A 15,080-nucleotide genomic window follows, 5' to 3' on the forward strand; every position below is an offset into this window, starting at 1 on the left:
TCCCTCTTTATCTTCATCTAGTTCAATGATTCTCTAATTTAATATGAATTAACGAACCACTTCCAACTGACCATCGGAGTAACCTGTGGCACGCCATTCTGGCACATACATGGATTCCACCTGTGGCACTGGTTTGTTATACACACCCGGCGTAACCGCGCGAGCTAAGTAAACCAGTGTGGTTGGACGATATTGCTGAACTTCTACTGCCGCCACAAAACGGTCATCACGGTATTCCATGTGACGAATTTGCGATTGCTGCATATCATCAATCATCTCTTGCAGATTTGGCGCAGACTCACTGAGGTTAGCGCTGCTATTGGCTAAGTTTTGGTTTTCCAACTCTAAGCCCGCAGGTAATAAATCCACCACCAATGCATCAGGGACAGTTTGGTTGGCATTCACTTCCAACTTCACTACCACCATTTCGCCGCTTCTTAATCTATCGATTGAAATACGGTTGCCTTTCATATCGTAGTAACTGCGTTTGATATCCAGCACATTTGAATATGGCTTCGGTGAACGCATCGGATAGCCGACAACATTCAAACGAGTATACAGTGTGCTGGTACCGCTGTTTTCAACACTATAACCATTCACTAACTGTTGTTTCGTTAAGAACTCACTTACTGGTTTCTCTGAAACCAATGGTGGCTCTTGACCATTCACTAGCGCTTTCCATGGTGTTTCTGTCTCATTGGCATAGAAACGACCTGCTAAGTACAGGGCATTGCTCTCTTGAGTCGAGAAATACTTCTGTGAAGTCAAGTTGTTAGACAGCGTTTGCAGTTTTTGGTCACGGGATTTTGGCATTAAGTTATATTCATTCAGTAATGCCACGATCATCGCATCATCACGAATCGCTGAGCCGTAATCACCAATGCTGCTATAACGTGCGCTCTGTTTCTTCATACCATCAATAATGGCACTTTCACCACGCGCTTTATCACCCATCAGGTTTAATGCCACACCCAGTTGAACTAACGCTAAACCGCTGGTCGCATTGTTAGCTTGACCATAGATTTGACGCAGTGCCCCTAATGGCGCTTTTTGCTGAGTTGCTAGTACTAAGCCCGCATAGGCTTGGATCGCAAAACGAGATGCGTCTGGCTGATCCGTGTACGGATAACTTACTTGGCTACCATCTTGCAGATAACTTAACAGGCGTGTGTTAGCGTTATTCAATGCGCTTTGCGGTACGGAGAAACCACGCTGATTCGCTTTGTTTAAGAAATCCGTCGCATACGCGGTTAACCAATACTCTTCACGCCCCATTTTATCCCATAGAGAGAAGCTACCGTCATCACGCTGCATGCTCAGTAAGTGCGGGATGCCTAACTCAATCGCTTTATGGCGATCTGCGTCAGTTTGTGAATTAATCCCCAGCTTTTGCAGTTCAGCTTGTGTCGAGAATAGTGACGGATACAGCCCGCTCACGGTTTGTTCTAAACAGCCATACGGATAAGCAAACAGCTCACGAATATAGCGTGCAATTTGCAGCGGTGGACGGCTCGTTAACAGCACTTGTCCTTCCAGTGTATCTTGCTGTAAATAAGCAAAATCGTTGGTTGGTAATGACCAAATTTCACCCGGCTCAATCGCAGTAGCAAATGCCACGGTTTCGGCTGGCTGTGCTGGACGCACGCCCACTTTCCAACTGTTTTTGTACTCTTTCTCCGCTTCCCCTTCAACTTTTACGCCGTTGATGGTCATGGAGACTTCACCTTCACCAAAGCCATAATCGGCACTGACTGGCAGCGTCACTGTGGTACGTTTGCCTTTGGTCAGTTCGATATCACGAGTTGCTGCGCCATCTAATTTCACCATGCCCGATGCTTTGAATGTCACTGTCACATTCTGCGTGTTGTCGGTCATATTGGTGAGGTCTAGCGCGAAGTAAGACTTGTCACCGCTCGCCATAAAGCGAGGCATCGACATTTGCGTCACTAATGGTGCCGCAACAACGACCTTACTGTCTGCATGACCAAAATCTTTTTGGTTCCATGCTTGCGCCATTAAGCGTAATTCACCATTAAAATCAGGAATTGCCAGCGTAATTTCGCCTTCGCCATTTTTGTCTAAGATGACTGGTTGCGCTTGTTCCGCAATGATTTGCACCTCAGTCAGAGGCTTCATACCACCACGTTCCAGTGCAGCATCTTCACCATCACCACCAAAGCGCAGGTTGGCTAACTTGCCTTGACCTTCAATTAAGTGACCATACACATCATATTGGTCAACGCTGTAGCGCTTACGACCAAAGAAGGCATCGTATGGGTCTGGAGTTTTGAAATCGGTGATATTCAGGACGCCCGTATCCACCGCAGACAGCAACACGTTCACTTTTTCAGGCAGCGGCTTGCCATCTTGAGAAGTGGCTTTGATCTTCACTTTCAGATCTTCATTTGGACGCATTTTTGTCGGTGCGTTCAACGCCAATGCAATCTTACGATTTTCATCAGCTAGTGGCAGATGTAATACCCCAACAGCGCGTTTAACGGTCGCCTCTTTAGAGTCATCTCCCGGACGAACTACGACCGCAGAGATATATAAATCATGGCGTGCCCACTCTTTATTCACTGGCACTTCCACATCTAACCCGCCAGCTGGGACATCAATTTCCTGCCACCATAATGGCGCACTGCTCGATTCAAGCAGAATGTAACCTTTACCTGCTTTTGGCGCTTCGATGCGGACTTTGGCTTTTTCACCCGGTAAGTAAGCGGGTTTATTCAAGCTTAATTTCACTTGGTCAGGGCGAACGGAACCGCTGCCTCCGGTATTATCTTGCCAAGAGAAGCCTGCCCAGAATTGAATGCTGCTGACTAACTCATTGTCAGGGTTGGTAATTTCTAAACGGAATGACCCCCAATCCACTGGGAACGAGATCTTAGCGGTACCATCTTTGGCGATAGAAATATTCTCATTCGCCACCACGAGATCTTTTTGATCGTAGTTAGAAACCCAGCCACCACTTTCTGACCAGCTCCAGTAGTAATCACGACGTTCATACACTAAGCGCGCAGTCAGGTTTTCCGCTGCCAGCTTATGCCCTGCCATATCTGACATGACAATTTCAAACTCAGCTAATGAATTTTCATCGACGTTATAACGCTTCGCGTAGCGGTCTGTACGGTAATCGTAGATCTCTTTTTTCTCAAAGAGAGGACGAATACCCACTAATTTTTTCGCTGGCCAAATCGCTTGCTCAGCACGACGAGTCACAGGACGACCGCCTGCTTCTAATAAGCTAGCTTGCAGAACTGCTGTAATCGGAGAGCGCGTTGATTCCCAGTTGCTTTGCGGCAAGGAGATCACGGTTTCACCGCTACCATCTAAGGTTAAATCAAACTCATCCAGCTTACGCGGTAAGCCTTCTTCATTCGTCGCACCGAATTCAAAGCCTGGCAATTTCGCAACCGCTTCACGATTAGCTTTCAGCAACACTTGCCCTTGCAACTGATTATCCGCTGCTGGGGCGCCGTAGAGGTAACGACCTTTAATGTCAAAGTCAACGGGCTGCGAACTTAATACCGGTTTCTCACTGCCTGTAATATCCAGCGCCATACGCTCTGGCATAAAATCTTCAACATTGAATTTGTAATAGCGTTGTGGTGAACCATCACCTAAATCAAAACGCAGTGACCAACCACCCGTTTCCGCATTTTTCGGGATCTCTAGCTGATACTGGTACAAACCATCTTGTTTTTCATCCCCTTGCCATACAAAGCTCTTGTAGACCTGACCATCCGTCTTTAAGACATCCACTTTGACTGGCTGAGATTTCACTGGCTGACCATCACCATCACGCAGTAAACCATTCACTAGCAGTAATTCGCCCGGACGATATAAATCACGAGGACCGAACACAAAGAACTGTTTTGCATAGCCTGAAGGACCTGAAATATCAAACTCAGACAGGTCTAATGCGGCTTGAGTCAAGTCAATCATACTGGTTTGCCCTTCGTGGGTTGCCAGTAATAATTTGCCGCCAGCCAGTTTGTCTAACTGAGCATGACCGTCACCATCAGTCGTGCCTTTGGTCACTAATTGACCTTTTTCATCCAAAATCCGCAGCTCGACGCCTTTAATCGCCGAACCTTTGGCTAATGATTGGGTGAAAATATCCACACGATCATGGTAGCTATGTAATGACACGCCGATATCACTAAGCGTAAAGACTGTCGCAGGGAATTGATAACTGTAGCTACCCGCTTTTTGCATGATCGCTAAATAAACGCCATCTTGTTGCAGCTCTTTGATATCTTTTAATGGCAACAGAATGGATTGGCGGGTGTTTTTATCTGGGTTTAAATCGAAACGCCCTGTATAGGCTAATTCGACTTTGTCGAGGAATTCATCGGAATACCAATATTCATAGTTACTGCGGTATTGCCACATCGCGAGGAATTGCGGTAATTGTTTTTCATCGACACGGAAGAAATTTACGTCGATTTTATCCACGTTCAGCGCGATGACAGGCAAGCCTTGGGCAACTTTGCTTGGCAGTAAAGAGCCTTTACTTGCGAACCCAACGGTTGGAATAATTTGCGCCGTTTGGAATTTCTTCTCAAAGCTGTTGTTGATAGTACGTTCGTTGACCGCTTTCACTCCCGGATTAACCGAAAGGTTTAATTCTTTCGATGGCGGTAAATGGCGGAAACGTAATTCCATCTGGTTATCAGATAACTCCCAATCTCCATCCAGCTTGCCTGATTTCACATCCACCAGATTCAGATACTGACCAAAGTTTTGATTTGGTTGTAAAGGCACCGAGAATGTCACGACCATAGCGCTTGCACCATCTAGCTGCAATTCCGAGGCATCCAAAATCTCCAGATCTTTCCCGGCATATTTCTTCACTAACTCTTCATTGGAAAGCTTAGGTGCAGCCTGTTTTTGTTCTGCAACGGGCGCCGTTTTGGTACTCGTTTCTGCCGCTGAGGTTGAGACATTACTCTCTTTTTTCGTGGTATCGTCTGTATTATCGCAGCCCGCTAATGCCATAACGGACGCTAAGGCTAATGCTACATAACGCTTTTTCGTTTTTAGACCCGCCAATGAAGTCCAACTTGATTGTTGTTTCATTACCGCCCCATCCCTTATTAAGTTAATTTATTATGTTCATGAAGCCCAAGAAAATCCTTGAACTTAAATACGTTGCGATGATTGAGCTTAGTGTGTAATCCGCAATAATAAGTATGCGCATTAATTGAATACATAATTTAACAGAATGTAACACCAACACCTATCAGACAAAACGGAAAAAACAGCATGAAAAAATAAAGACGCGGAGAAGTCCGGTCTTTATTTTGAGTAAGGAGAGAATTAGGTATTTTTGATGGGAATACTGTCGCGCAAGAAGCTGCCTAAGCGGCGTTGATAAAATGGTGCAACGTGCTGGGTAATAAAGTGGCTTAACCCTTTTTCGTCTTCATTAACAATGCAAAAATCAATGGATTCATCCTCATCAATATATTCGCATGCGGTTGCACCCGCTTCTTGAATAATTTCATCGATATTTTCTGCGCCTGGAACAAATTCCAACGCTATCATCAAAATATCATCAAATTGTTCATCTTCCACTTCTTGGACCGAAACAATAAACGCGCGTCGTACAACTTTATGTTGTTTAAAAAACTCACTGAGCGCCGCTGTCAATTCTTCAGGTTCTTGTTCGAGAACGCTTAATTTTAATGAAGAACCTTCTGGTACCGTGAGTTCAGTAAACTGAACATCAGATTGCGAGTCTGTTGTTAGGTTTTGGGATTGTTGCGTCATTCAATATCCTCTACAACCAAAAATAATATCGTCTAAATTCAAAAACCATTCATGTTAAAGAAAAAATCGCAGGCTGCATTGACTGCACCACTGCGATTTCATTATAACTCGAATTATTTTGATTTTTTGAGAAGTAAGTTGGCTAATGTTCTCACACCAATACCGGTTGCCCCTTCAGCCCATAAGCTCACTGGCGATTTACGGTAAGTTGCTGAACAATCGATATGTACCCAGTTTTGACGATAATTTTCAACAAAGTGAGACAAAAAGGCTGCCGCAGTGCTTGCACCCGCAGTATGCGAAGGCGCTGCAATATTGTTCAGATCAGCAAAACCAGAAGGCAGTTGTTGACGGTGGAATTCAGCTAATGGTAAGCGCCAGAATAACTCGAACTCTTCATCTGATGCTGACATTAATTCTGCCACTAATTTGTCATCAAAGCTCAGTACCGAGTGGTAGTCATTACCCACAGCTGTTTTCGCAGCCCCAGTTAAGGTTGCCGCATCGATTAATAACGTTGGTTTCTCTTTGCTTGCATCAATTAAACCATCCGCTAAGACTAAACGCCCTTCAGCATCTGTGTTCATGATTTCAACAGATTTGCCATTACGATAACGGATAATATCCCCTAATTTAAAGGCATTGCCGCTAACCATGTTGTCTGCAATACACAGGAATAATTTTACGCGTTTGTTTAAACCACGCGTGATCGCCAGCGCTAAAGAACCCACTAATGTTGCTGCGCCGCCCATATCTGCTTTCATTGAGTTCATTGAAGCAAATGGCTTAATGCTATAACCCCCTGAATCGAAGGTAATGCCTTTACCGACTAAACAGGCGAACACTGGCGCTTTCTCATCTTTGCCTGGGTTGTAATCCAATGCCAGCAATACTGGAGGACGGCTAGACCCACGACCCACAGTATGAATACCTGCATAACCTTGTTCTAGTAAGTCATCGCCTTTGACAATGCGGTAGCTGATATCTTGAGCGCCCACTTTGCACAGTAAATCGATTGAACGTTGAGCCAGTTGCTCTGGACCTAATTCTTCTGCTGGCGCATTGATAATATCGCGAACCCAATCAATGGTATTGATGCGCTGTTCTAATTCTTTGCGATCCGCTTCTTGCAATGCTGGCCATTCGATAGTTCTCGCCCCTTTTGGTGCGCGGAAACCTTGCCAAAATGCCCAACTTTTTTCTAAGTCCCAACCTTCGCCCGTTAATGAAACATTGCGAATGCCTTGGCTATCTAACTTACGACCAGCACTTTGTACAGCACACAGCTTACCCGGATGCTTAAGGTGGATAGTCATGCCTTTATCGTTTGAACTTAATAGAGCGCCTTCACCCCAGCATGGTGCCGCAGGTTCGCATGTAATCATGACTGGCATAATTTGTTTGGTCATTATTCTTCTCACTTTATCCACTAAGTTGATTATTGCGGGATCTTGAATTTAGCTTATCACTTTCTGCTATCAATCTTTGCTAATTCGCCAACTATACCCTAAAAATGGCAACGTTATTGAGTTTAGTTTCTATCAGACTAATAGGTTCTTTTGAATCATTTTAATTTCTTATGCAGTCTGTTACAGACGAAAAAAAACCGGATGCAACCTATTCAGCGCTATCCGGTTTTTTATCCACGAAACTTATTCGTACTCGTCCAGCCAGACTAATAGAATAGCTTCGAGGATTTTTTCGTTAGATTTTTGCGGGTCATCCTCAAAATCTTCTAAGTCGCAGATCCATTGATGCATATCCGTGAAACGCACGGTTTTTGGGTCTGTATCCGGGTAAGCATCATAGAGCGCTTCACCGATTTCACGACTGTTTGTCCATTTTAGGCTCATAGCTAACTCATTCTCTAGCATGGTTGATAGTATATTTCGGAAGATCGACAACGAGGTCTTCATCCGCAACACGTGCCTGACAGCTTAGACGGCTTTCTGGCTCGAGGCCCCATGCTTTATCCAGCATGTCATCTTCGAGTTCGCTGCTTTCTTCAAGTGAGTCAAAGCCTTCACGAACGATGCAGTGGCAGGTTGTACATGCACAGGATTTTTCGCAGGCATGGTCGATTTCAATTCCATTGCGCAGTGCTACGTCTAAAATAGATTCGCCCTCTTGTGCTTCGACTACTGCACCTTCCGGACATAACGTACTATGAGGTAAAAAAACGATTTTAGGCATAATTATATCTCATCCACAGAATGGCCTGACAGCGCCTGACGAATAGATGCATCCATTCGGCGAGCGGCAAATTCTTGGGATTTCTTATCCAGTTGTTTAATTGCATTTTCAATAACAGTAGGGTCTGTACCCTCTACTGCTTGGATTAACTCATTGACCGCATTATCAATTTCTGACTCTTCGGTTGGAGTCAGTAAATGTGCATCTTGCTCTAATGCGCTCGTTAAACTTTCAAGCACTCTTGCCGCTTCAACTTTTTGCTCCGCTAGGCGGCGCGCATTTAAATCATCTTGCGCGTTAGTCATTGAATCTTTAATCATGGTTGAAATTTCGGTGTCAGTTAAACCGTAGGATGGCTTAACTTGAATCGATGCGGCAACACCCGTGGATTTTTCCATGGCACTCACACTGAGTAAACCATCTGCATCCACTTGGAATGTGACACGAATATGTGCGCCACCTGCCGCCATTGGCGGAATGTCACGCAGCGTAAAGCGCGCTAATGAACGGCAATCCGAAACCATTTCACGCTCACCTTGTACAACGTGAACGCTCATGGCGGTTTGTCCATCTTTAAATGTTGTGAACTCTTGCGCACGGGCGACAGGGATGGTGGTATTTCGTGGGATCACTTTTTCCACCAAACCACCCATGGTTTCCAAACCTAATGATAGCGGGATAACATCCAATAGCAGCATGTCGCTGTCTGGTTTATTACCCACTAAAATATCCGCTTGAATTGCAGCGCCGATAGCCACGACTTTATCTGGGTCGATGGAGGTTAATGGTGTACGACCAAAAAACTCACCCACTTTTTCACGAACTAATGGTACGCGAGTCGAACCACCGACCATTACCACATTTAAGACGTCATCATTTTCTACGCCAGCATCTTTTAAGGCACGGCGACATGCCATTAATGTGCGTTTAATATGGGTTTCAATCAGCGATTCAAACGTTTCACGGCTCACTGTACCCTGCCAATTTGGCAAAGTGATTGTCGCGGAATCAGCGTCACTTAATGCGATTTTTGTTTCGGTGGCAATGTTCAATAATTGGCGCGTTAAATGGTGATCACCCTGAATGGAAAGCCCCGCTTGCTGTGCAATCCACTGCGCTAATACGTGGTCAAAATCATCGCCACCCAACGCCGTGTCACCACCTGTTGCCAACACTTCAAAGACACCGCGGCTCAGGCGTAAAATCGACACGTCAAATGTGCCGCCACCTAAATCATAAACGGCGATAACCCCTTCTTGACCGGAATCTAAGCCATAAGCAATCGCGGCGGCAGTAGGTTCATTCAGTAAACGCAAAACATGCAAGCCCGCCAAACGAGCTGCATCTTTGGTGCCTTGACGCTGAGCATCGTCGAAGTAAGCTGGAACCGTGATCACCACGCCATCCATTTCACCGCCAAGAGTTTGCTCTGCGCGTTTTGCCAACGTTTTTAAAATGTCAGCAGAAACTTGAATAGGATCCACTTGCCCTGCTGCCGTTTGAATAAATGGTAAACCATTTTCGCTAGCAGTTAGCTGATAAGGTAAATCAGGGTAACGTTTTTGAATATCCGCTAATGAACGCCCCATCATACGTTTCACCGAAATCACGGTGTTGACAGGATCTTGTTCGGATAATTGTTTCGCTTCCCAACCCACAATGCGGTTATCTGCTTGATAATTAACTACAGAAGGAAGCAAATAGCGCCCTTTTTCATCGGGCAATGCAGCTGCTTCACCACTACGAACAGTGGCAATCAGAGAGTGTGTTGTACCAAGGTCGATCCCTGCCGCCAACTTGCGTTGGTGTGGCGCGGCGGTCATTCCTGGTTCGCTAATTTGCAATAAAGACATAATCGTTTTCTCTTAAAAGTCGTCTAGTAACCGTTCTTCGAGTTGCTCAGCTTGTTGCTGTAACTTATCGAGAAAACGCAATTTTCGGACGGTATCAGCGGCTTTTTCCCACTGCATCGCATCGAGTTCTGAAACCATCAAAGCGCTGCGCGTCTGCTGCATTTGTTTGACATTTTTCATAAAGGCAGACACCCGTTCAAGGGCTTGTGGGCTATTTTCGATGTTATCTAACTCTTCGCGTAATTCGAGTTGCTCCATCAGAAATGCGGTGTCATGCATGGTATGTTGTTCGTTATTTATATCAAAACCATGTAGTAACAGCATATATTCCGCACGTTTCAGCGGATGACGAAGGGATTGATATGCCGCATTGATAGTTGCAGCATGTTGTAGTGCTTGCATTTTTTCCTGTTCTGAACAGGTTGCAAAGCGATCGGGATGATATTGTCGCTGTAATTCTTGAAAGCGATGTGTGAGTTGCTCACTATCAATCGCGTAATTAGGGGTTAGCCCAAAAAGAGTAAAGTAATCCATAAGTGCTCAGTTTCTCGAACCGGGTACCAATGTAGCTAAGCTTAGCTAAAGATCATGTGGTCATTAACGCCACGTTAGTTACATTGGTCAAAGTCATGCTCATTTGAAGACATTATACGTGAAAACTTTCACCGCATCCGCATTCACTGTTAACGTTAGGGTTATTAAATTTAAACCCTTCGTTTAAGCCTTCTTTTACGAAATCCAGCTCAGTGCCGTCTAAATAAACCATGCTTTTGCCATCAACGATGACCTTAACACCCTTGTCTTCAAAAACGGTGTCTTCTTCATTAATTACATCAGCGAATTCAAGCACGTATGCCATTCCCGAGCAACCTGAAGTTCTTACACCCAAACGCAAGCCTTCGCCTTTACCACGATTATTCAAGAATGCTTGAATTCGTTGCGCTGCACTTTCAGTAAGAGAAATCGACATTGCAAACCTCACTTTAGAAACAAACAAGGCAGATGCTAGAAATTATTAGCATCCGCCTTCAAATCATCGGTACAACTCATTATATTTAAAGTTGCATAATAAATACACCTTTAATTAATTTGAGTTTATCTATCAGTCGTGGGCTGTCTATTTTTGTTGTTTATATGCTCTAAGGTACAGCCCTTACTTACTGATATTTATCTATTATTTGCCTTGGCGTTTGCTTTTGTAATCAGCAATAGCAGCTTTGATTGCATCTTCAGCCAGAATTGAGCAGTGAATTTTCACTGGCGGTAATTCTAACTCTTCTGCGATCGCTGTATTTTTGATTGACTCAGCTTCGTCTAAGCTTTTGCCTTTCATCCACTCAGTTACCAGTGAACTTGAAGCAATTGCAGAGCCGCAACCATAGGTTTTAAAGCGTGCATCTTCGATGATACCGTCATCATTTACTTTGATTTGTAACTTCATAACGTCACCACAAGCAGGTGCACCTACCATACCGCTACCCACACTTGGATCATTGTTATCAAATGAACCGACGTTACGTGGATTTTCATAATGATCGATAACTTTTTCGCTGTAAGCCATTTTTAAACTCCTGAAACTGTCTGATTAATGGTGAGACCATTCGATGCTGTTGAGATCTACGCCTGCTTTAAACATATCCCATAAAGGAGACAGCTCACGTAAGTGGCCGATCGCACCATGAATTTGTTTAATTGCATAGTCAATTTCTTCTTCAGTCGTAAAGCGACCGAAAGAGAAGCGAATTGAGCTATGAGCCAGTTCGTCATTCATACCTAAAGCACGCAGCACGTATGAAGGTTCTAAGCTTGCAGAAGTACATGCTGAACCTGAGGAAACTGCTAAATCTTTCAGCGACATCATTAATGATTCACCTTCAACATAGTTGAAGCTGACGTTCAGAATGTGCGGCGCACCATTTTCTAAGTCACCGTTAAGGTAAACTTCTTCGATATCTTTAATACCGTTCCATAAACGTAAGCGTAAACCACGCAGACGCTCAGATTCTTGAGCCATTTCTTCTTTAGCGATACGGTAAGCTTCGCCCATGCCCACGATTTGGTGAACAGGTAAAGTTCCTGAACGCATACCACGTTCATGGCCGCCACCGTGTTGTTGCGCTTCCAAACGGATACGTGGTTTACGACGAACATACAGTGCGCCGATACCCATTGGTCCGTACAGTTTGTGTGCAGAGAATGACATCAGGTCAACTTTTAGCGCAGACAGGTCGATAGGTAATTTACCGACGCTTTGGGTTGCATCAACGTGGAACACGATACCACGGCTACGGCATAATTCGCCGATTGTAGCGATGTCCTGAACAATACCGATTTCGTTATTCACGTGCATGATTGACACTAAAATGGTGTCTTCACGCATTGCCGCTTCTAACTCTTTCAGGTCAATTAAACCGTTGCTTTGAGGTGCTAAGTAAGTCACTTCAAAACCTTCACGCTCTAATTGACGGCATGTATCCAGAACTGCTTTATGTTCTGTTTTACAAGTGATGACGTGCTTGCCTTTTTTCTGATAGAACTGGGCAGCACCTTTGATAGCTAAGTTATCAGATTCTGTTGCACCTGATGTGAAGACGATTTCACGAGGATCAGCATTCACTAATTCAGCGATTTGATTACGAGCAATATCTACCGCCTCTTCAGCTTGCCAGCCGAAACGGTGTGAACGAGATGCTGGGTTACCAAAATTCCCATCCATTGTTAGACATTGCATCATTTTTTCAGCAACGCGCGGGTCGACAGGCGTAGTTGCTGAATAATCTAGATAAATCGGTAATTTCATTGCTCACATACTCCAAAGGACAAGACAACTTTGCCTTTAATTTTTTAATGACCCCAATGATGCAAGCCGCTATAGGCTGGGCTTTTTCACCATTTGGTGATCGACTGCAATTTATAATCTATTTTATATTAGGCACGAACATTGATAATGGATTCTGGCGTAATGCCGTTCGGCATTGTTTTACGCTTTTCATTATCTTGCCTATCAGCAACATCCAGAACTTCTTGGTTCTTAACCAGCTCATCAAGGCTGATGCTGCTAAGGAAACTGGTGATTCTATCGCTTAGGTCACGCCATAATGCGTGAGTTAAGCAGCGGTCGCCATTTTGACAACCTTCTTTATTACCCTGACAACGGGTTGCATCTACGGATTCATCAACCGCAGCAATTACTTCAGCAACAAAGATTTGGTCAGCATCACGCCCAAGCAGATAACCGCCACCAGGACCGCGAACACTAGAAACTAAATCGTTTTTACGTAAACGAGAGAAGAGTTGCTCAAGATAAGAGAGGGAAATTCCCTGACGTTCAGAAATGTCAGCTAAAGGTACTGGACCTGTCTGAGAGTGTAACGCGACATCTAGCATCGCAGTTACTGCGTAACGCCCTTTGGAAGTGAGTCTCATAACATAAATACTCCGTGGTAAAATATGCAGCAATTGTGACATACCTGAGTAATTTGGTCAACTATTTACCTGACTAATTTACTCAAGTATTATGCTCACTTTACCACGGCATTAACCTCATTTTTTCGCCCATTTTTCCATTGATGTCAAAATGCCGCGAAGAATGTGCAACTCTTGGGTTTCAACATGGGCACGGGTAAATAAACGTCGCAGTTTATTCATAATTAACCCCGGGTGTGCCTTGCGAATAAAGCCCGATTCATTCAACACGTTTTCAAGATGAACATAGAAACGTTCTAAATCTTCAGCTGGTGGATATTCTACCTCATCATCGGTCGATGTTTGCGTATTTTTTTCAGCAATTGCCAAATGCGCCATGCGAATCTCGTAGCTAACTAGTTGAACCGCCATTGCCAAATTCAACGAGCCGTATTCTGGATTGGTCGGAATATACAAATGGTAATTACATTTTTGTAATTCTTCGTTGGTTAAACCGACACGCTCACGACCAAAAACAATCGCGACGGGTGACTCTTTTGATTGTTCAACAGACTTCACACCACATTCACGAGGCTCGACCATTGGCCAAGAAAGTGTACGAGAACGGGCGCTGGTACCAATGACTAATTTGCACCCTTCTAATGCTTCATCGAGAGATTTTACGATTTTTGCATTACCAATCACATCACTTGCTCCCGCAGATAATGCGATAGCATGGGAATCAGGTTCGACGAGTGGATTAACTAAATAGAGATTTGAAAGCCCCATGGTTTTCATTGCGCGAGCCGTTGAGCCCATATTGCCAGTGTGTGAGGTTTCAACAAGAACGATACGAATATTTTCTAGCATGGTTTATACGTTGTCATGAAAAATTAATCGCAAGAGTCTAACACAAAATTGCTTATTGTGACGAACATCTATATACTTTGCGTCTCTTGATTTTCGTTCTTTAACATCCCAGTGGAAAATACCCATGCATCCGATGCTTAACATCGCCATACGTGCTGCACGTAAGGCTGGTAATTACATAGCTAAAAACTATGAAGATCCTCAGAACGTAACAGTAACCCAAAAGGGTGCTAACGATTTCGTCACTAACGTTGACCGTGACGCTGAACAAATCATCGTTGATATTATTCGTAAATCTTACCCAGACCACACTATCATCACTGAAGAAAGTGGTGAGTTATTAGGTAAAGATGAAGATATTCAATGGGTAATTGATCCACTGGATGGCACCACCAACTTCACAAAACGTTTCCCTCACTTCTCAGTTTCTATCGCTGTACGCGTAAAAGGCCGTACAGAGGTTGCTGCTGTCTATGACCCAATGCGTAACGAATTATTTACTGCGGTACGTGGTCAAGGCGCTCAAATGAACGGCTACCGTTTACGTATGGCTGAGAAGCGCGACCTTGAAGGCGCAGTTGTCGCAACTGGCTTCCCATTCAAACACAAGCAACACGCATCTATCTACATGAACATCATGGGTAAAATGTTTGACCAGTGTGCAGATTTCCGCCGCACAGGTTCAGCAGCTCTGGATTTATGTTACGTGGCAGCAGGTCGCGTTGATGCCTACTTCGAAATCGGTTTAAAACCATGGGATTTCTTAGGCGGTGAACTGATCATGCGTGAAGCTGGCGGGATCATGACTGACTTCGTAGGCGGTCATAACTATTTAGCATCTGGCAACTTAGTTGCAGGTAGCCCACGCGTTGTTCGCGATATTCTGGCTGCTATGAAAGATGAATTATCTGAAGCATTAAAACGTTAATTTAACCCTCGTTAAATTTGCTAAAAGGGCGCTAGTGAAAACTAAGCGCC

13 protein-coding genes are annotated in these 15,080 nt (G+C 44.4%); 1 reads left to right on the plus strand and 12 read right to left on the minus strand.

The genetic code is table 11. The annotated features are described in order from the left end of the window. Positions 1-48: 48 nt before the first annotated feature. The 12 genes from JK188_RS00180 to trmJ all read right to left on the minus strand — a co-directional run bounded on the left by JK188_RS00180 (position 49) and on the right by trmJ (position 14,102). Positions 49-5,088, minus strand: coding sequence for an alpha-2-macroglobulin family protein (locus tag JK188_RS00180; RefSeq protein ID WP_211886150.1), 5,040 nt, complete (start codon positions 5,086-5,088; stop codon positions 49-51). 240 nt (positions 5,089-5,328) lie between these two features. Beyond that, on the minus strand, positions 5,329-5,781 hold the full coding sequence (locus tag JK188_RS00185) for an enhanced serine sensitivity protein SseB C-terminal domain-containing protein (RefSeq protein WP_154602674.1): 453 nt from the start codon (positions 5,779-5,781) through the stop codon (positions 5,329-5,331). A 113-nt stretch (positions 5,782-5,894) separates the two neighbouring features. Continuing rightward, positions 5,895-7,190 carry an aminopeptidase PepB gene (gene pepB / locus JK188_RS00190; RefSeq protein ID WP_211886151.1) on the minus strand — a complete coding sequence of 432 codons (1,296 nt, stop codon included), beginning with the start codon at positions 7,188-7,190 and terminating at the stop codon, positions 5,895-5,897. 243 nt (positions 7,191-7,433) lie between these two features. Beyond that, entirely contained in the window at positions 7,434-7,634 is a 201-nt protein-coding gene (iscX, locus tag JK188_RS00195) for a Fe-S cluster assembly protein IscX (protein WP_006661301.1), read from the minus strand. Between the two features lie 7 nt (positions 7,635-7,641). After that, positions 7,642-7,974 carry an ISC system 2Fe-2S type ferredoxin gene (fdx, locus tag JK188_RS00200; RefSeq protein WP_132495558.1) on the minus strand — a complete coding sequence of 111 codons (333 nt, stop codon included), beginning with the start codon at positions 7,972-7,974 and terminating at the stop codon, positions 7,642-7,644. A 2-nt stretch (positions 7,975-7,976) separates the two neighbouring features. Beyond that, positions 7,977-9,827: a Fe-S protein assembly chaperone HscA gene (gene hscA / locus JK188_RS00205; RefSeq protein ID WP_154633966.1), complete on the minus strand. Its 1,851-nt coding sequence runs from the start codon at positions 9,825-9,827 to the stop codon at positions 7,977-7,979. Between the two features lie 12 nt (positions 9,828-9,839). Beyond that, entirely contained in the window at positions 9,840-10,361 is a 522-nt protein-coding gene (hscB, locus tag JK188_RS00210; RefSeq protein ID WP_036949485.1) for a co-chaperone HscB, read from the minus strand. 112 nt (positions 10,362-10,473) lie between these two features. Beyond that, on the minus strand, positions 10,474-10,797 hold the full coding sequence (gene iscA / locus JK188_RS00215) for an iron-sulfur cluster assembly protein IscA (protein ID WP_154628970.1): 324 nt from the start codon (positions 10,795-10,797) through the stop codon (positions 10,474-10,476). 204 nt (positions 10,798-11,001) lie between these two features. Further along, complete coding sequence (iscU, locus tag JK188_RS00220) at positions 11,002-11,388, minus strand: Fe-S cluster assembly scaffold IscU (RefSeq protein ID WP_036949481.1); 387 nt, start codon at positions 11,386-11,388, stop codon at positions 11,002-11,004. Positions 11,389-11,412: 24 nt separating this feature from the next. Next, on the minus strand, positions 11,413-12,627 hold the full coding sequence (locus JK188_RS00225; protein ID WP_132495564.1) for an IscS subfamily cysteine desulfurase: 1,215 nt from the start codon (positions 12,625-12,627) through the stop codon (positions 11,413-11,415). A 128-nt stretch (positions 12,628-12,755) separates the two neighbouring features. Beyond that, positions 12,756-13,253 (minus strand): Fe-S cluster assembly transcriptional regulator IscR, encoded by a 498-nt coding sequence (gene iscR, locus JK188_RS00230; RefSeq protein ID WP_036949477.1) that lies wholly within the window; start codon positions 13,251-13,253, stop codon positions 12,756-12,758. Between the two features lie 117 nt (positions 13,254-13,370). Further along, positions 13,371-14,102, minus strand: a complete 732-nt coding sequence (gene trmJ, locus JK188_RS00235) for a tRNA (cytosine(32)/uridine(32)-2'-O)-methyltransferase TrmJ (RefSeq protein ID WP_211886152.1) — start codon at positions 14,100-14,102, stop codon at positions 13,371-13,373. A gap of 124 nt (positions 14,103-14,226) precedes the next feature. On the opposite strand from trmJ, the gene suhB reads away from it, so the two are divergent. Continuing rightward, entirely contained in the window at positions 14,227-15,030 is an 804-nt protein-coding gene (gene suhB / locus JK188_RS00240; protein WP_211886153.1) for an inositol-1-monophosphatase, read from the plus strand. The last annotated feature ends 50 nt before the right edge of the window (positions 15,031-15,080 follow it).

The sequence above is a fragment of the Providencia sp. JGM181 genome (assembly GCF_018257375.1).
Classification (GTDB): Bacteria; Pseudomonadota; Gammaproteobacteria; order Enterobacterales; family Enterobacteriaceae; genus Providencia; species Providencia lanzhouensis.